At 31.0% G+C, this 20,059-nt stretch carries 13 protein-coding genes; 5 read left to right on the top strand and 8 right to left on the bottom strand.

Translation table 11 applies throughout. From position 1 onward, the window contains the following. Positions 1-308: 308 nt before the first annotated feature. The 7 genes from GQR95_RS01790 to GQR95_RS01760 all read right to left on the bottom strand — a co-directional run bounded on the left by GQR95_RS01790 (position 309) and on the right by GQR95_RS01760 (position 5,192). A complete protein-coding gene (locus GQR95_RS01790) occupies positions 309-1,613 on the bottom strand; it encodes an AarF/ABC1/UbiB kinase family protein (RefSeq protein ID WP_159021525.1) in 1,305 nt (434 codons plus the stop codon). 9 nt (positions 1,614-1,622) lie between these two features. Next, positions 1,623-2,279 (bottom strand): TetR family transcriptional regulator C-terminal domain-containing protein, encoded by a 657-nt coding sequence (locus tag GQR95_RS01785; RefSeq protein ID WP_159021524.1) that lies wholly within the window; start codon positions 2,277-2,279, stop codon positions 1,623-1,625. Positions 2,280-2,630: 351 nt separating this feature from the next. Then, positions 2,631-2,777 carry a hypothetical protein gene (locus GQR95_RS01780; RefSeq protein ID WP_159021523.1) on the bottom strand — a complete coding sequence of 49 codons (147 nt, stop codon included), beginning with the start codon at positions 2,775-2,777 and terminating at the stop codon, positions 2,631-2,633. Between the two features lie 21 nt (positions 2,778-2,798). Then, complete coding sequence (hpf, locus tag GQR95_RS01775; RefSeq protein ID WP_159021522.1) at positions 2,799-3,101, bottom strand: ribosome hibernation-promoting factor, HPF/YfiA family; 303 nt, start codon at positions 3,099-3,101, stop codon at positions 2,799-2,801. Between the two features lie 21 nt (positions 3,102-3,122). Next, positions 3,123-3,521, bottom strand: coding sequence for a VOC family protein (locus GQR95_RS01770; protein WP_159021521.1), 399 nt, complete (start codon positions 3,519-3,521; stop codon positions 3,123-3,125). Positions 3,522-3,725: 204 nt separating this feature from the next. Further along, a complete protein-coding gene (locus GQR95_RS01765) occupies positions 3,726-4,190 on the bottom strand; it encodes a hypothetical protein (protein WP_159021520.1) in 465 nt (154 codons plus the stop codon). Between the two features lie 54 nt (positions 4,191-4,244). Further along, positions 4,245-5,192: a sterol desaturase family protein gene (locus tag GQR95_RS01760; RefSeq protein ID WP_159021519.1), complete on the bottom strand. Its 948-nt coding sequence runs from the start codon at positions 5,190-5,192 to the stop codon at positions 4,245-4,247. A 481-nt stretch (positions 5,193-5,673) separates the two neighbouring features. Here GQR95_RS01760 and GQR95_RS01755 point away from each other — a divergent pair, with 481 nt between their 5' ends. After that, entirely contained in the window at positions 5,674-8,241 is a 2,568-nt protein-coding gene (locus GQR95_RS01755; RefSeq protein WP_159021518.1) for a chondroitinase-B domain-containing protein, read from the top strand. A gap of 86 nt (positions 8,242-8,327) precedes the next feature. On the opposite strand, the gene GQR95_RS01750 is transcribed toward GQR95_RS01755, so the two are convergent. Continuing rightward, the gene (locus GQR95_RS01750; protein ID WP_159021517.1) at positions 8,328-10,550 is read right to left on the bottom strand and encodes a response regulator; all 2,223 of its coding nucleotides are present in this window, start codon (positions 10,548-10,550) and stop codon (positions 8,328-8,330) included. Positions 10,551-11,084: 534 nt separating this feature from the next. On the opposite strand from GQR95_RS01750, the gene GQR95_RS01745 reads away from it, so the two are divergent. From GQR95_RS01745 to GQR95_RS01730, 4 genes are all read left to right on the top strand, one after another. After that, positions 11,085-13,838 carry a helix-turn-helix transcriptional regulator gene (locus GQR95_RS01745; protein ID WP_233265981.1) on the top strand — a complete coding sequence of 918 codons (2,754 nt, stop codon included), beginning with the start codon at positions 11,085-11,087 and terminating at the stop codon, positions 13,836-13,838. Positions 13,839-14,087: 249 nt separating this feature from the next. After that, positions 14,088-17,186, top strand: a complete 3,099-nt coding sequence (locus GQR95_RS01740) for a SusC/RagA family TonB-linked outer membrane protein (RefSeq protein ID WP_159021516.1) — start codon at positions 14,088-14,090, stop codon at positions 17,184-17,186. Between the two features lie 20 nt (positions 17,187-17,206). Then, complete coding sequence (locus tag GQR95_RS01735; protein ID WP_159021515.1) at positions 17,207-18,619, top strand: RagB/SusD family nutrient uptake outer membrane protein; 1,413 nt, start codon at positions 17,207-17,209, stop codon at positions 18,617-18,619. A gap of 57 nt (positions 18,620-18,676) precedes the next feature. After that, positions 18,677-20,041 carry a glucoamylase family protein gene (locus GQR95_RS01730; protein ID WP_159021514.1) on the top strand — a complete coding sequence of 455 codons (1,365 nt, stop codon included), beginning with the start codon at positions 18,677-18,679 and terminating at the stop codon, positions 20,039-20,041. Positions 20,042-20,059 lie beyond the last annotated feature (18 nt).

The raw sequence follows: 20,059 nt of genomic DNA, 5'->3' as shown, positions 1-20,059 counted from the left end.
AATCTTGTAAGCTTGTTTAATTTGTTTAGTTATTCCAAATATAAAAAATTAGAAGCAGATTTGTAGGAAAATAACTGTGCTATAATTTATTAACACAAAAAAAAAGTGCTGTTTTTTTGTAGAATTTATCTGATAATTTTAAAAGTATATCACCTTATTTATTTAGAAGAAAAAGTAGACTTGTATTGATGTCTTTTTCCTATTTGAGAAGAATTGAAAATAGAAGTATTTAGTAGAGTTAAAAAAATTCCTCTGCCATTTATAAAATAAACAACAGAGGAATTAAAATATATTAAACGTTAGGTGATTTATTCCCAGGTATTAATTTTTATGTCTTTTGCCTTTAAATCAAACATTAAATTATAAAGTCCGAAGAAGGTACGATTCATGTAAATAAAGTGTTTAGAACCACGATTTGCATTCAATTTTCTTAATTGCGTGTCTTTAGAGTATTTTTCACCTAAATCTGCTATTTTACCAAAGAATCCTGCATCAGAGAAATCAAAAACTTCTTTGTGTAAAGGTTGTGTAAATAAGCTTAGCATTTCGTGAAACATAGCGGTAAAGAAGGTAATCTCTTCTTTACTATCGTCTGTTCTTAATATTTCTAATTCGTACAATTTCGCCTGAAATAATTCAGGATTATTCATGTTTCCTTCTTCAGCCAATTCAAAATATGGAATATAAAAATCGTTCGGGATTTGTTTTATACAACCAAAATCTAAAGCAATTAAATCGCCTGCTTTAGAGACTAAGAAATTCCCAGGATGCGGGTCTGCATGTACTTTTTTCAAGATATGAATTTGATACATGTAAAAATCCCAAAGTGCTTGCCCTAATTGGTTAGATAAGTCTTGGCTGGTGTTATGTGCTGTAAATTCAGATAAATGTTCGCCAACCATATAATCCATAGTAATGATACGTTCAGACGACCATTCACTGTAATATTTAGGGAATTTTAAATGCGGAATATGTGCACAAGCTTCAGAGACTTCTTTACTTTGCTTAACCTCTAAAATATAATCTGTTTCTTCAATAAGTTTATTTTCAACCTCCTTGAAATATTGGTCAGAACCTTCTCCCTTAATATTAAACATACTCATTGCAATAGGTTTTACCATTGCTAAATCAGACGCAATACTATCTGCAACTCCTGGATATTGAATTTTAACGGCTAGTTTTTTACCTTCTTTTTCGGCAATATGTACTTGCCCAATACTCGCTGCATTTACAGAATTCACATCGAAAGCATCAAACATCTCTTCTGGCATTTTTCCAAAGTATTTTTTAAATGTTTTTAATACTAAAGGCGGAGATAAAGGCGGAACAGAAAATTGTGCTAAAGAAAATTTTTCTACATAAGCTTGAGGCATAATACTTTTGTCCATGCTTAACATTTGTGCCACTTTAAGCGCACTTCCTTTAAGTTGTTTTAAACCATCGTAAATGTCTGAAGCATTATTTTCGTTTAATCTATCTTTTGCTTCTACTTCTGTTTTAGTTATTTTATCGCCGTAATATTTAATGTAATTCACACCAATTTTAGCTCCTGTAGATACTAATTTTGATGCCCTCTCTATTTTAGAGGTCGGAATTTTATTTATTGCTTTCATATCGTCGTCCTATTGCATTTGCATTTTTTCTTTAAATAAAAATTTACCTAAATCTAATAAGCTTTTAAGTGGTGCTACATCTAAAAACTCGAAACTAGTATTTATAGATTTCTCTATAAAAATATCTGTTTTTTCAAAACCAGTAGAGTCGTCTTCCATCCAGAATTTTAAAGTCACTAAAAGTTGTACCCAAGCACTTTCTTGTAATCCTCTCTCTTGAAATTTATCTATGTGTTGTTGTTTAGTTTCAATAACTTCAATATTTAAACTAGAAATGTAGCGTATAAATTCTTGTCGTAATTTTACTAAACATTTTAAATTCTTTAATTTGTTTTCATACTGATTTAAAGCAAACATAACATAACTTCTGTTGGCTGTTAAGTTTTCGAAAAACGTAAAATAGAAGCTTAATAATTTACTTCTAGAATCGAAAGATTCATAACTATCACTTTCGTGAAGGACCGTTAATGTATTGTCAAAAAACGCTTTAAAAATATGAGATTCTATAGCCTGAAATGACGCGAAAAATTCATAAAATTTCGATTCATCAAAGGCATTTTCTTTAGCGAAAGCGTATACTGTTTTTGGTTGTTGGTTATGTTCTAAAACATAATCCATATATAAATCTATAATCTGTTCTTGTGTAAGAGTTTTCTTTTTTGTCATAATAAAATGATGTGTTTTAAAACGGGTTGTTTATAAAATTACAACCTAAATATTTAGAAATAGAATAGTTTGTAAGGTTTTATATTGAATTTAACGCTTTCGTTAAAGTCGGTTAACTTTGGTGTTTGCTTTTTTTATTAATGTTAGACAAAAGTAAACAGTCACAGGTGTTTATAATCTTAATATGTATATGTGTTAAGGTGATTTTGCCTTTTTTTTATGTCGCGTTTGATCTCGTTTTTTCCTACACAATAAATTTTGGTTCTTAGATAGATCTAAAAAAAAATCGTCCATAAAATAATTTTATGAACGATTTTAAGTAATTAATTAGTGTTATTTTTTTTCTCTTTATTAAGCTATTTCTCTGTTTCCTTTTTCAGATTTATTTTCTAAATACGTATAAGCCAGATAGCCCAATTGTAAGGCAACAAATACTATTTTTAATTTCTTACTCTTCATTATTGCAGAAGCAGCTCCTAATAAAATAGATGGTTTCATGTCTTAGAGTTTTAGATGTTATTAATACGTTTTCATTTTTTCTTTACGTTTACGTAATTGGCGTTCTAAATCGTTTATAGATTCAGATACCGAATCTGTAAAATTGTCGTGACTAGCTTCTGCGAATAAACGAGGTCCAGGTAAACTTAATCTGATGTTACAAATTTTACCAGTTTGGTCTGACGTTGTGTTCTCTGTTTTAAAGAACACATCTGCACGGATAACCATGTCGTATTTTAATCCTAATTTTTCAAGTTTTTCCGTTGTTAATTGTTCTAAGGAATCGCTAGATGTTACGTCGTGATATTCAAATATTATTTGCATAGTTGTAGCTTGTTTTAAAGGTTATTTCTCACTGTTTATCATCCAATTAATACCGTATTCGTCTGAGCATCTTCCAAAGTAACCCCACTCGCGTTCTCTAAAATCGTGGTGTACTTGTCCGTTTTCAGAAAGCGTTTCAAAAATATGTTCAGCTTCTTCTTTAGAATCTAAACTAACACTCATATGTATTTGATTTCCGTGATTTATAGGTGTATCTGGAGAAGCATCATAAGCCATAATATGTATGCCTTTACCTTTTAATTCTGCATGTTGCAATTTTTGGCGATAGCTTGAAGGAACATCAATTTTACTATCCTTATAGGTTTGTTTATTTTTTATTTGAGCATTAAATGTGTCACCATAAAAGTTGAGTGCTTCATTACAGTTGCCTTGAAAAGCAAGATAAGCTTGTATGTTCATGATTTTTGTTTTTATTGTTCACGAACTAAGATATAAGCTTTCTAAGGCTTTGGTTGACTTAAAAACTTTCATTTTTACCTCAAATCAATACTATTAGAGGTGTAGTGATTTTATAGGAAGATGTAAATAAGATTAACTGTGTTTAAAATCAGTTTTAAACTAAATCAGGTATTTATGTTAAGAAGAAAAGGATAAACGTATTTATTAGTGCATACAACCAACATAAATATTTGCCTTTAACACGTATGCTTTATTTTCTATTTTTTTTATTGTAACCAATTGTTGTTCTGCTTCTGTCTGACTACTAAAAAGACCTGTAATTATTCCCATAGTTTTTTTGTCGAATTTTGGATCGTAGAACCCTAAATATTCAATACTCAGGGTTGCAGAAGGATCTCTTCTTGGAAAATAGCTGCCTGCATACATGTCGTCTTCTGCATCTTCAGGAAGACAGATTAAGTCTTTTGCTGGATTGTATTCTCGATCCATCATATCAATCTTAAGACCTGTTTTCTTGTGTATACTCCTCATTTCTAGCTTTAAATCTTGGTATACATTAGATGTATCTGCAATTACAATATATACATCTGCATAATCATTATTTATCTGGTTTTGGGAGAATAAAAATGAAGGTATTAAAATAGCGAGCAAGATGACTATCTTTTTCATTACAAGAAATTTTTTAAGTTACTGTCTTTGCTTGATTTGTTTTTAGTTTTAAGACTAAACCGTTTTTAAAGAAGCTTCTGCTTCGTTTTTAGCAATTTCTGCTCTCATTTGTTTTACTGTTAATGTACTTCCATCGTGGCTCCAACCTGGAGGTGCAAATACATACATAAATTTATGATACCAGTTTTTTGATTTTTTCATGTCCTCCCAAATATTTTTATATTCATGAGTTAGAATGATATATAAATTATAAGAATCTGGCGGACTTGTTACACCGTATTCAATGTCTATTGTTTCGTCTAATTCTTTCCATGTTCCAAAAACGCGATCGAAAATGTTTAAAATTCCTCCATGATTTTTGTCCATATACTCCAAGTTTCTTGCGTGGTGTACTTGGTGCATAGTGTGTGTATTTAGGAACTTGTCTAAAATCCCTAGTTTTTTAACATACTGAGTGTGTAGTTGAAATTGCCATAGCGATTCAAACCCTAAACAAACCATTAACATCTCTGGCGGGAAACCTATAATTATAATCCAAACGTAAAAGAAGGGTTTGTAAAAAAGAGTAAACCAACCGTTTCGTACAGCAGTACCAAAATTAAAATTGTCTGAAGAATGGTGTACAATATGTGCTGCCCATAAAAAACGAACCATGTGGTTTTGTCTGTGAAACCAATAATAAGTATAATCGTCTAAAAGCATACATATTGCCCAAAAATACCAAGCATAGCCAAAAGATTCCCATCCCATAATATTAGTACGAACTCCATCTACAATAGGATTAAACAAGTCGTAAGCAAATCTAAATACCAATAATACAGAGACTGTTTTTACAAGTGCAGCAATTACTGCAGATCCGATACCAAGCGATAAACTGGATATTAAATCTCTTTTATTATATAGTTCTTTATTATTGTCAAATACTTTACTATAAGTAAGCTCCAAGGCAATAAAGCCTAAAAAGCAAGGAACTCCGTATACTAAAGGGTTCGTGAAATCCATAAAAATATCTTTTGTCGCAATGTAAGATTTATTTTTCTTTAAACTAAACCTGTGGTAAATAGTGTTAGATTTTGAAAGCTTTATTAATAATAATATTAGTATTTATAAGGCATTAGGCTGTATATATTTATATTTTTTATGTACAATTTTAATTAGTAATAAAACAGAAAGTCCTTATCGCTAAGTTTAGTGATTTCTATCTCAGTGCTGAGAATTTAATTGTTTTTATTTATAGATAATTTTTGTTTTAATGTGTGTAATTTTTTGTATTACAGGTGTTTAATAAAGTGTAGGTGGTTGCTGGGGTAATCTGAAATCGTATCTATGAAAATGAAAAGCTATTTTAATATTATGTAGGTCTTTTTTTACATTTTGTGATTGTTTTATTGATAAAAAAACAGTTTAATTTATATTAAAAATGTAAATTTATGCTGTTCAAACTACAATAAACTAAATTATTAACTTAAAAGTGATTTTACCAATGAAAAAAATCACACTATTTTTTCTATTACTGTGTTCTATATCAGCAATAGCACAAACTACACATTATATTGACGACCCTGAGGATCTTAGTGATTTGTCTGAGAGCCTTGCCGCAGGTGACACTGTTATTTTAGCAGATGGCGAATATGATTCAGACGAAAGAATTAAATTTTCACCAACTACAGGTACAGCTGCTTTACCTATTACTTTTAGACCAGAGACTCCAGGAGGCGTTACGTTTACAGGAGGTTTAAAAATGAGTATTGGTGGTGACTATGTTATTATAGATGGTTTCTACTGGAAAGGGGGTTATGGAGCTAGTAATTTTATTGAATTTAGAGATGGTTACAATTATGCTAACCATAGTACAATTCAAAATTGTGCAATCGATGGACTAGAAATAGAACCAGACGATAAAGCAGACGATCTAGCCGATAATTCTATAACAAAACACAGATGGGTTGTGTTATACGGAACATATAATACCGTAATTAACTGTACTTTTATGAATAAAGAAAGTGCAGGAGCCTTAGTGTTGGTAGAGTTAGAATATAATGCTTCGCCCGACGATGGAACAAATACACGTTGCGATGTTGTGGGGCACACAATTAGTAATAACTATTTTTATAAATATTCTAAAATAGATTCAAGCTTAAGTAATTCTGGAGATAGTGAAACAATACGTGTAGGAACTAGCGAATATCAAAATGTAAATAGTAATACTACGGTAACTAACAACTATTTTGTTGAAGCCGATGGTGAAAATGAAATCATTACTAACAAAAGTAAAAATAACATTTACACAAATAATACATTTAGAAAAAGTCGTGGGTCTTTAGTGCTTCGTCATGGCTCTAATGCAACAGTAGATGGTAACTTCTTTTTAGGTGAAAATGTTGAAGGTACAGGAGGAATTAGAATTGTAGATAGCGACCATACAATTACTAATAATTATATTCAAGATTGTATTAATATTGATGAGCAAGCAAAGTGGAATAACGGAATAACCTTTTTAGGAGGAGGCGATAGCTCAGCGGTTGATTGTTCGTCTACAAGTGTGTCAAACGGATATCAAAAAGCGCAAAATATTACACTCGCCAATAACACGATTGTTAATACAAATGCCCCTTTGTTTTATAACACAGATAAAGGAAAAAATAAAGTAACAGGAGCTGTTTCTAATAACTTAATTTATTTTACTGCAGGGAATTCAAATATTACAGATGTTATTACTGGTGATACAGACGATTCTTATAGTGATTTAGGGACAGCTTTAGATTATATAGGAAACGTTTATACAGGAACGGTTTTAGGTGTAACAAATACAGGTTTTTCTGAAGAGTCTGAGATAACAGCTACTGCAGATGGCGAAATTTTTACATTTTCTGGAGCAGATGGTAAAGGTGCCAATTTAGGGAGTAATACACCAATTACAGACGATATGGTAGGTTCAGGAATAGGTGCTTGTTTTTTAAATAATATAGGAACTAAAATCACAGGTACAGATTGTACTATTGCAATTGGAGAAACATTAACTGTTAGTAGCTTGGAAACACTTGCAAAAGATGCTGGTAGTTACAATGTAACAGTTAATGCTAATGTAAGCTGGACTGCAGCGTCTAACGATGATTGGATTTCTATAGATGTAACTTCTGGAGATGGCGATCAAACGGTATTAGTAACTGTTACAGAAAATACAAATACAATGGGTAGAACAGGTTCTGTAACTTTTACACAAGTTCCAGGAGGAGATAATATTGTAAAAGAATTAATTGTAACTCAAGAAGCTGCACCTCGTACAAATTTAATTAATACTGGAGACGATGCAGATCCTGTTGTTATAAATTCAATCTCAAGTGAAAATGTTACAGATTCAAAAAATGAGGCTGCAATTAATACCTTAGATAAAGATGTAACATCAATTTGGTCAGCTCAAGATGGAAGTGTTTTGTCTGGAGATTACAAAGGCGATGGAGAATATATTATTTATGATTTAGGAAGTGAATATACTTTAGATTTTATTCAATTTAATACCACAAATAAATCAGATGCTTTCGGAATTCAAATTTTAGTATCTACTACAGGAACAGATGATTCTGATTTTTCTGTCATCTTACCAACTTCAGGAGATTTATTATTTCCAGCGACAGGAACTACAGATTTTAATGAATATGAAGTTGAAGCTAAAGCACGTTATGTAAAATTAATGGGATATGGTAGATTTAATGCTGAAGGAAATAACAGAGAAAGTGCTTGGACTTCGATTGGAGAAATTGAATTTTATGGAATATCATCTACATTATCTATAGATGATGTGGCTACAACAGACATAAAATTATACCCAAATCCAGTAACCAAAGGAGTTTTATACTTAAGTAAACAATCTAATAATTTTGATAATTTGGTTATTTACGATGTTTCCGGAAAAGTGGTTTTAACTAAGAATTTAAGTGCTTCAGTAAGCAAAGAATCTGTAGATGTATCTGCAATTTCTGAAGGATTATATTTTGTTGAAGTTACAAAAGGAAGCAGCAGATCTGTAACAAAAATTGTTATTTCAAAATAATTAATATTTTAAATTTTCAATTATATAAAACCCCAGAACAATTAATGTTCTGGGGTTTGTTTTTTAAGCAGTCTATTTTTATATTACTAAACTTTATTCTTACAAAGGTTAGACGCTAATGTTTTTAAAAAGTCATTCATTTTATAAGGTTTTACAATAGCATCGTCAAATTGTGCATCTTCAAAACGATTTTCTTCTTCGTCTTGTGTAACTGCTGTAAGTGCAATAATGGTAACAGGCTTATTTAGTTTGCGAATTTTGTTAGTTGCTTCAATACCATTCATTATTGGCATATTAACATCCATAAGTATAATGTCGTAATCTGTATGTTTTACTTGTTCTAAACTCTCTAAACCGTTAGTTGCAATATCTACAAGTATACCATGGGTTTCTAATGTTTTCTTGGTTACTAAAAGATTAATATGATTGTCATCTACTACCAATATTTTCTTTCCTTGAAGTTTTTCAATAGAGTTTTTGTTGCAAATATCATCTTTAGATATTTTCTTTTTAGCGATACCAAATGTCATTTCAAAATAGAAATTAGATCCTTTTTCTACAACACTTTCCAGTTGTATTTTAGAGCCCATATCTAAAAGTAGTTTTTGAACAATAGTAAGTCCTAATCCAGAGCCTTGAAAATAACCTTGGTGTTTTAGTTGTTTAAATTCTTTAAATATTTTTTCTTGATCACTTTCTGAAATTCCTTTACCATTGTCTTTAACTTCAAATTTTAAGGTTACCTTATTTTCTGCATTTTGTAATAAGGTAACAATAAGTTGTACTTGCCCATGCTCTGTGAATTTTAATGCATTTCCCAGTAAATTAATAAGGATTTGCGAGAGTTTAGTTTGGTCTCCTTTTATCCAATCAGGAATGTTAGGAGCTAAGGAAATAATAAAATCATTATTAGTTTGTCCAGTAATATATTCTAGGGACTCTTTAATGTTATTAAGAAAATCTTTTAGAAGAAAGGCTTTAGATTCTGCTTTATTTTTTTCTTTAGAGTCCATTTTATTTAAAGTCAGGACATCATTTACAAGATTAAGTAAATAGTCTGCTGAAAATTTTAAATTTTGCAACTCAGTTTTATGAGATTTTAGTTTATCATCATTATTAAGAACCGTACTTAATCCTATAATACCGTAAAGTGGCGTGCGTAATTCGTGACTCATTGTAGATAAAAAACGTGATTTAGCTTGAGCTAGTTTTTCAGATTCTAATTTGGCTTCCAGATATTCTTGATTCTTTTGCTTTAACTTAATATTTAATTTTCTTCTGTTTTTAGTCACTCTTAGAAGGTAAAATAGGAGACTTAAAAGCAGTAATGAAACCAAGGAGCTAATAATTAAAAGTTTTTTTTGAGCTTCTGCTTGTTCTGTTATAAGCTTGTGTCTTAATTCTTTTTTTTCAAGTTCGTCCTGTATTCTTGCGTTTTTAAGTCCGGTAGTTAATATTTTCGCAGACTTCTCGATTTCATCTTTACTTCTTGCAAGGGAAAGACTGTCTTCTATTTTTCCAATTTCGTACGCCTCTTTGTAATTTCCCTCTTTAACAAGACAATTAATGTAGCCTACATAACTTTCTCTTAAGACTTGTATATAGTTTATTTCTTTAGCCATATTAATAGTCTGTTGGTATAAACGAGATGCTAAATCATAATTTTTAGTGTAAAACGCATAATGTGCTTTAAATAAGTTAAGTCCTGTAAGCCCAAACTTAGACCCTTCTGGTATATTTTTATCTGCATTATCTAGATATGGTTTTGCGCCTTCTGGATCTTTAAAATGATTAATAAAAATATCGGTGATATTATAGTGTATAATAAAAAGAGCCATATGGTTGTTTTGCGCTGTAGCAAGTGGTATAGCGTTTTTAAACGCATTTAATGCTTTGTTAGCTGCTCCTGTGCCAATGTAAATGTTACCCATGTCAATTCGTGCACCTATTAGCGCAGTTGTGTCTTGTGTCTGTTTGGACAATTCAATGTTCTTTCTTGCATACGCAATAGATTTTATGGAATCACTTATCTGTAAATAAGAATTAGCTAAATAACTATTGATATTAATAATTTCTAGAGGAAGCTTATTGTCTTGCGCAATTTTTAAAATTTTGTTGGCAGTAATTATTACAGAGTTATAATCTTCCTTATAATAATTGGTTGTCATTATTTTTTTAATGGAATCAAGATGATTTATAATTTCAGATTCAGGAGTGTTTTCTAAAACGTCATGTTTGTCCTCGTTTTTTTGAGCATAGAGGCTGCTTTGTAAGAATAAGAATATTATGGCTAGTAGTTGTATTCTCATTTAAATCTAATTAAATGTTTAAAATATTTTTAAAATACTAAAATATTATGATAAGACTATCTTTTTTAGTTCAGATTTATACAAGATGCTATTATTTTTTACTGTTTTTGTTGATTTTTATAAAGTTAAAATATAATACGCTTACTACAATTATGTGTTTACTTGTTCTTACCATATTGGTATTTGTTTTAAATATTGGTTTCTGTTTTTTTTAGTTTAAGTATAACAATAAGAGTGTTTTGTCTTTTTTTAGATGATTATATCGAGGTTAACAATAAAAATTAGAACTATACAATAGGAGTGTTTAAAGCTAATAGCGATGGACAAAAAAAATATGTGCCATATTATATCAATTAATCTACTAACACTATGTCTTAATTTTCTTTTACCTTTAATCTGTAATTAGAGGTTGCTATAAGTAGGAATAAGAGTTTATTTATGGTAACATTTTATCTGGTGTTTTAATCTAAAACATATAAGTAGCATAGCAGAATGATAAAACGTTTAATAATTTTAACTATACTTTTTTATAGTATGTTTCTTTCTACAGGACATGCGCAGTTTTCTCCTAGTATTCAAGATTATACTTTAGCCGAATATAAAGCAGGTAACCAAAATTGGGATGTCTCACCAGCTAAAAACGGTAAAGTGTATGTGGCTAATAGTAGTGGCTTATTGCAGTATGACGCTATGATTTGGAAACTTTTTCAATTACCTAATAAAACAACAGTTAGGTCTGTTTTAGCGGTAGATGATATTGTTTACACCGGATCTTACGAAGAATTTGGGTATTGGAAAAAAGACGATTTTGGGAGACTAAAATATCACTCTTTAAGCGACACTATACTGGATAAAATTTCTCCTAATGAAGAAATATGGGGGATAGTAAAGTTTAAGGATAAAATAATTTTCCGCTCTTTTTTAAATATTTACATCTACGATTATAATAGTATTGTGCAGTTAAAGTCCAATTCAATACTTATATCTTTTAGTATTGTTCAAGATAATTTATATGTAAGTACGTTAACAGAAGGTGTTTTTTTACTAAAAGAGAACACACTCGTGCCTTTTTATTTTAACGATTTACTTGTAGATACTAAAATTATATCTATAGATAAATATGATGATAAGCTTTTGGTAATGACGTCTCTAAAAGGAAGCTTCTTCTTGAGCCATGGAAAATTAATACCTACACGTTTTCCTGTAAATGAAAAAATAAAATTACATCAGCTAAATGATTTTTCTATTTTAAGAAACGGACAAATGGTTTTCGGAACCATAAAAGATGGTGTGTTCTTAACAGATAATAAGGGTAATATAAAATTTCATATTAGTAAAGAAAATGGTTTATTAAACAATACTGTTTTAGGACAATCTTTAGACCTATTCGATAATCTTTGGTTAGGCTTAGATAATGGTATTGCTAGTATTAAGCTAAATAGTAGTAATTATTTTTTTAATGATGTTTCTGGAAAATTAGGTGCCGTTTATGATGTTATAAAGTATAAAGGTGTTATTTATATTGGAACTAATACCGGTCTTTTTAGGCTAGATGCTAACGATAAGTTAGAATTTGTAGAAGGATCTCAAGGTCAAGTCTGGGATTTAACAATAATAGGAGACGTGCTTTTTTGCGGACATAATGAGGGCACTTTTTTAGTAGATAACAATAGCTTTACCAAGATTTCTAGTTTTACCGGAGGATGGACTATAAAAAAAGTTCCTGAACGTAATAATACATACATTCAAGGGACGTATTCTGGATTAGTTAAGTTTGAAAAGATAGATGGAGTCTGGACTACAAAACACTTTGATAAAGCCATAATGCCAACTCGTTTTTTAGTGTTCGAAGATCCTTACACCGCCTGGGTTGCTCATGAAACTAAAGGCGTTTATAAGATTAGTTTCGATAAAGATTATGAAACCATACAGCGTGTAGAAAATTATCAAAATAAGGGCCTAAACTCTAACTATAATATAAGAGTTTATAATATTAAGAATAATATTAGTTTTAAAACTAGTGAAGGATGGCAGAAATATGAGCCTATTCTAGATTCTATTATTCCTTATAAATTGCTCAACAAAAAATTAGGAAAGGATAGCTATATTATTTCTGAAGATCACACTAATCTTTTTGCTTTAAAAAATAAATCAGGTTTTATTAATTTCAAATCACTTTCTAATGATGATGAGCAACTTGTTTTAAGTGACGATTTTTTGAAAAACAGATATATTGTTGGTTATGAAAATGTGTCTAAAATAAATGATTCTGTTTCGGCTTTAAATTTAGATAATGGTTTTATGATAATTAATAACACCACGTCTTCTAATAATGGTTTACAAAAGCCTAAAATAGAAGTTGTATCTGTAGGAGGTGTTCCTATTAAATTATCTAAAATTACGAATGATGAGGTGTCTTTTAATTTTAATGAAAATATTACTGTAGAGTTGTCTTCTGCAAAATCTTTAAATCATTATTTCGAATACAAAATTTCTAATACAGATAATTTATGGTACAAAGTAGATGGTAATAAAGCAGAGTTTTCTAGTCTTAAAGATGGCGATTATACTATTTCTTTTAGAGCAAGAGGGAATTCTGGAAATGTGTCTCCTACTCGGGATTTACATATAGATGTACTTCCGCCTTGGTATAGAGATACTTTTGGTTTTTTACTCTATGCGTTTATTATTATTTTAATTGTGGTGTTGTTTTTTGTTATGCAGAATAAGAAAATTGCAGAAGAACAACGTCTTATTAAAATTAAATATCAGAAAGAACAGGAAAAATTATTGCGAGAAAAAACGTTAGAAAACGAAAAAGAAATTATCGAGCTTAAAAATGAATCTTTACAAAGAGAAATTAAACTTAAAAGTAAACAGCTAGCAAATAATGCTATGGCTTTGGTGAAAAAGAATGAAACACTTCAGGAAATTAAGAAAGATCTTATGGTTAATAAAGAAGGTTTTAATAGTCATTATTCTTTCAAAAAACTCTTAAAAAAGCTAGACAATTCTATTGTACTTAAAGATGAATGGGAAGTTTTCGAAAACAATTTTAGTCAAGTTCACGATGAGTTTTTCGAAACATTAAAAGCAAAACATTCTAAGCTTACACCTAAAGATTTAAAGATTTGTGCATACATCAAAATGAATTTGTCTTCAAAAGAGATTGCTCCTTTAATGAATATCTCTTCTAGAGGGGTAGAAACGCATAGATATAGATTAAAAAAGAAATTAGATTTGGAAAATGATATTTCTGTAGCCGACTACTTGTTAAATCTTAAATAAGAATAGCCTTTTTTTATCTAATTCATAATTTAGCACTACGTCAATACTACGTCATTAGTCTAATTAATATTCAACTACAACGTTTTTTTAGAAAGTTTAACGTACGTCAAACGAGTTTTTTGATGCTTTTTAACATTGTACGTCGCTAATGGCGTATTTAAAATGTAAAGAGAATTTAACTTTATTTAACAATAGGTTATAATTTAGTAGCACAAACAAACTGAGTATTTAATTATTAATTAAACTAATATGAAAACAAAGATTAGTCTATTATTGATGCTGTTTTTTTCATTTTCTGCTTTTGCACAAGACATGGAAATTAATGGTGTGGTAACAAGTAAAAGTGATGGTATTCCTTTACCAGGAGTAAATATTGTTGTAGAAGGCACCAGCAATGGTGCGTCAACAGATTTTGATGGAAAGTATTCACTTACCGTTAATAAGGGAGACGAAGTAGAGTTTAGTTACATTGGCTTTAAAACAATTACAGTGACTGTGGGAGACCAAGACGTTGTTAATATTGTGTTAGTAGAAGATGTAGAAGCTTTAAATGAAGTTGTTGTTATTGGTTATGGTACACAAAAAAGATCAGATCTTACAGGTGCCGTTTCTAGTATTAAAACAGAGGAACTTTTAAAACAACCTGCTGTAAATGCAACACAATCTATTCAAGGAAAATTATCTGGGGTTAGTATTATTAATACTAACGATCCTAGTAGTGATCCTGTAGTAATGATTAGAGGTTTAGGTACTGCAGCGTCAGGAACAACACCTCTTTATATTGTAGATGGTATTCAAGTAAGCGGTATTAGCAACATTAACTCTGCAGATATTGAAACTATGGATGTTATGAAAGATGCTGCTTCTGCTGCTATTTATGGTATGGATGCTGCAAATGGTGTTATCTTTATTACAACAAAAAAAGGTAAACAAGGAAAAGCAAAAATATCTTTAAGTTCTTATTATGGAGCAACAAGTATGCTTAACCCTGTAAAAATGGCAAATGCTTCAGAGTATGTTACTTATTATAACGAAGTTCAGACAGCATTAGGATCTACAGGTTTACTTTCAGCAGATCAACCATATAACACAGATTGGTATGATGAGTTGGCACAAGTTGGTTTATCTAACAGTAATAATGTGTCTATTTCTGGAGCGAATGATCATGTTAATTACTTCTTCAGTTTAAATAATTATAATGAAGATGGTATTTTAGAAGGTCAAAATTTAACTAGAAATACATTAAGATCTAACACAACTTTTAATCTTTTTAACGATAAAGTAAAATTCACACAAAGTCTTAGTGCGGCGTTATCAAAAGAAACTCCAAAGCCTTCTTCTGCATTTGACCAAGCGTATAAACAAGCTCCAATAGTGCCAGCATATTATAGTAATGGTGGTTTTGGTCAGTCAGATTGGGACCCAACTACAGGTCTTGTTGCATACCAAGGAAGTAATAGTTTAAACTCTATTGGTAACCCTTTAGCTACAGTTTATTATTACAATCAAAAAGACCAAACAACAGATTTACAAGGTTCTTTTGATTTAGAAGTTAAATTAACAGACTACTTAAAGGCGAATTCTCGTTTTGGTGCAACAAAATCGTATTATAAATCTAGAACGTTTAACGATATTAAAGGTCAATATTTAACCTCAAACACCGGACTAGATGAAGCTGATTTTGAAGCTTTAAAAGAAGCAAATCCAACAACTACAGGATATGCAGACAACAGTTTGTCTTATACAACTTCAGAAAGTTATAGATATAACTGGGATAACTATTTAACTTTCGATAAAAAAATAGGAGAACACTCTATTAATGTTGTTGCTGGTCTTACTAAAGGAAGTAAAAACGATATATTTAATACGTATCAATTAGCTTACGATGTTCCAGAGAAAGAACAATATTGGAATATAAACTTTGCTTCAGAAGATTACGATCAGACTTCAGAACAATATTTCTCAACACCTACACATCAATTATCTTATTACGGAAGATTACAATATAACTTTAGCGAAAAATATTTTGTACAAGCCAATATTCGTAGAGATGGAATAAGCACATTTAATAATGATAACAATACAGAGTATTTTGGAAACTTTCCTTCTTTTAGTGCGGGTTGGGTGTTAACTAAAGAACCTTTCTTAAGTAATATAGAAAATTTAAACTTCTTAAAAGTAAGAGTAGGTTGGGGTAAATTAGGAAACTCAGACGTGCCTTTTAACGTTTCTACATATACAACGTCTACAGGAAGTAGTAATGTAAATTATGTATTCGGAGCAAATCAAGATTTAGTTTATGGAGCTGCTTTAGGAGCTTCTATCTATCCTATTTCTTGGGAAATTACAAAAGAAACAAACGTAGGTTTAGATTTTCAAGCATATAACTCTAGATTCTCAGGTAGTTTTAATTACTACAACAGAAATACAGAAAATGCAATTTTAAATGTAACACCAGTATATACTTCAGGAGAAGGATCTAATTATTACGATCATGGTGCAGAAGTATTAAATAAAGGTTTCGAATTAGAATTTAATTGGAAAGACGATATTTCTAAAGATTTATCATACAGCGTAGGTTTTGTATTATCTAACAATAAAAATAATGTAGAGAATGTAAAATCTGCTTACGACGGACAAACCGGAGGTAGTTTATCGAATGGTCAAGTAACTAAGAGATTAGAAGAAGGTCAGCCTATTTATGCATGGTGGATGTGGGAAGCAGACGGTGTTTGGCAAAACCAAGACGAAATAGACAACAATGCGCACTACGGTACACCATCTGCAGGACAGTTACGTTATAAAGATCAAAATGATGATGGCGTTATAGATGATGACGATAAAAAATTCTTCGATTCTTATATCCCAACATACAATTTCGGATTTAATCTAGCTGTAAACTATAAAGATTTCGATTTCTCTCTTGATGCTTTTGGAGCAGGAGGAAATAAAGTATATAATGGCTTAAAAGGAACAAGTATAGATGGAGGTGAAAATATTGCTCAAGATACTTTTGCTAACAGATGGACTGGAGAAGGATCTACAAATGTAAATCCTGGAGCGAACAAAGATTCTTACGCTTCAAGTTATTATTTAGAAGATGGAGATTATTTAAGAATTAATAATATTACAGTAGGATATACTTTACCTAAAGTAATAAATCAAGTTTCTAGAATTAGAATTTATGCTTCTGCTAAAAACCCATTTATGTTTACCAAATATTCAGGTTTCACTCCTGAAATTGTTGGTTCAAGCGGGTCTACTGGAGCAAGCGGAACTTCTGGTATAGAGCTTTCTGCATATCCAAATACAAAAACATTCTTATTTGGTGTAAACATCGATTTATAAAACTTTAAAAAACAATTATCATGAAAATTAATATTAAATATATACAAGGTCTACTTTTTCTTGGATTGCTTTTCTTTACGATATCTTGTAGTGAAGATTATTTAGATGTAGATAGTAAAGACGCCTTAGAACAAGACGATTCTGAAACCGTAACACCCGAAGAAATGGTAAACGGTGTTTATGGTATGTTAACAGAATGGGCTTATGCATTTTCTTATCTTGGAATAACAGAAATCATATCAGACAATGCAGATAAAGGAAGTTCTACAACAGATACCGGATCAGATAAAGATGTACTAGATGCATTAACATTTACAAGTAGTGCTGGTTCTATTCTAGACATGTGGGATAATTGGTATAAATCTGTAAACAGAGCATCTACTGCTATAGAATATGCAGAAGATTATGGCTTATCAGACACCGATTATAAAGATAGATTAGTTGGAGAAGCTGAGTTTTTAAGAGCTTTAAATTATTTCTGGTTGGTAAGATCTTTTGGAGCTGTACCATTACAAGATATAGATTTAGTAGAAAGACAACCTGTAGCAGATGTTTATGCTTATATAGAAGCAGATTTATTAGATGCTATAGATAAACTACCACTTAAAAGTGAATACGATTCAGACGATTTAGGTCGTGTTACAAAAGGAGCTGCTCAATCTCTTTTATCTAAAGTTTACCTTTATGAAGAAGAATGGCAAAAAGCATACGATATGGCAAACAATGTTGTTAATTCTGGAGAGTATGGATTACACCCTAATTATGAAGAATTATGGAGAGCTTCAACAGAAAATGGTATCGAATCTATTTTTGAAGTTCAAGCAAGAGGAGAAGCCGTAGCTCATGGTGTTCAACAATATTCACAAACTCAAGGTGCTAGAGGTGCCGACGGTTGGGGATGGGGGTATAACGTGCCATCTGAAACACTTGTAGAGGCTTACGAAGCAGAAGGAGATACAGTTAGAATGAATGCATCTATTATTTTTCAAGGAGAAACATTATGGGATGGTCGTGAAGTCTTTGATGTTGAAAACCCTAGATATAATGAAAAAGCATATTCTAGTGCTTCTGCAGGAGCAGACGATGGAGATAAAAACATAAGAATATTACGTTACGCAGAAATATTATTAATTAAATCTGAAGCAGCAAAACACCTTGGAGGAGATGCTGCTACACCTTTAAATTTAGTAAGAAGTAGAGTTGGTTTAGCTCCAATTAGCGATCCTACATTAGAGCAAATTTGGAATGAAAGACATTTAGAATTAGCTATGGAACACGATCGTTGGTTTGATCTTATTAGAACCGGACAAGCAGAAGAAGCAATGGCTGCAGATGGTAAAACATTTATAGTAGGTAAACACGAATTGTTGCCAATTCCTTACAATCAATTAGTGCAAACCCCAGAAATGGAACAAAATCCAGGATGGGAGTAATATAAATTTTCAGCTACACTTAATCTTTAGGTGTAGCTGAAATTTAATTTATTATTTATGACGATACTATGTGCTCGAAATTTTTTTATAATAAGTATTTTCTCGTTAGTTCTATTTGGTTGTAACAATCAAAAAGAAGAAAATCTACAAACTACAGAAGACACCGTTGTAGAAGATGTTCCTTCTAGCGATGCCCTTTTAGATCGTATTCAAGAACAAACCATAAATTATTTTTGGGATGGTGCAGAACCTAATTCTGGTTTAGCACGCGAGAGAATTCATATGGATAATGTGTATCTAGAATCGCCAATAAATACTGTAACTACCGGTGGAAGCGGATTCGGATTAATGGCTATTTTAGTAGGTGTTGAAAGAGGTTTTATATCTAAAGAAGTTGCTCTTTTAAGATTTGGAAGAATAGTAGAATTTTTAGATAAAGCAGATCGTTTTCATGGCGCTTGGCCACACTGGATTAATGGAGAAACGGGGAAAGTATATCCTTTTAGTGAAAAAGATAATGGAGGAGATCTTGTAGAAACAGCCTTTCTTATTCAAGGCTTATTAACAGTTTCCGAATATTTTGATGGCGATACAGAAGAAGAAAAAGAATTGGTTTCTAAAATCGATGCACTTTGGAGAGCTGTAGAGTGGGACTGGTATACTAAAGACGGAGAAGATGTTTTGTATTGGCATTGGTCGCCAGATTATGGTTGGGATATGAATATGCCTGTTCAAGGCTATAATGAATGCCTAATTATGTATGTGCTTGCAGCAGCATCACCCACGCATCCAATAAGTAAATCTGTTTACGAACAAGGTTGGGCAAGAAATGGAGGTATTGTTTCTAGTAAAACTTATTATGATGAAAATTTAGTTTTAAACTATTTTTATAATGATAAGGATCTCGTTGGACCATTATTTTGGGCACACTATTCTTACTTAGGTTTAGATCCTCGAAACTTATCAGATCAATATGCAAATTATTGGACACTAACACAAAACCAAGCTATAATTCATTATAAATATGCAGTAGATAATCCGCTTAATTTTAAAGGGTATGGAGATAGCCTTTGGGGATTAACGTCAAGCTATTCTATAAATGGTTATTATGCTCATAGACCCGGAAACGATATAGGTGTTATTTCTCCAACCGCAGCATTATCGTCTTTTCCATACACTCCAACAGAGAGTATGAATGTTTTAGAAAATATTTATAAAAATCACGATAGTCTTGTTGGAAAATACGGCCCGTATGATGCTTTTAGTTTTGAAGATAATTGGTACACAAAAAGATATTTAGCCATAGATCAAGGTCCAATTCCTGTAATGATAGAAAATTATAGATCAGGTTTATTGTGGCAATTATTTATGGAGAATAGCGATGTACAAAATGGGTTAGATGCCCTTGGATTTAGTTATTAATAATTTTGAAATAATTTA

Source organism: Formosa sp. L2A11 (assembly GCF_009796865.1).
In the GTDB taxonomy this organism is placed as follows: Bacteria; Bacteroidota; Bacteroidia; order Flavobacteriales; family Flavobacteriaceae; genus Formosa.
This window is presented reverse-complemented; position numbering and strand designations above follow the sequence as displayed.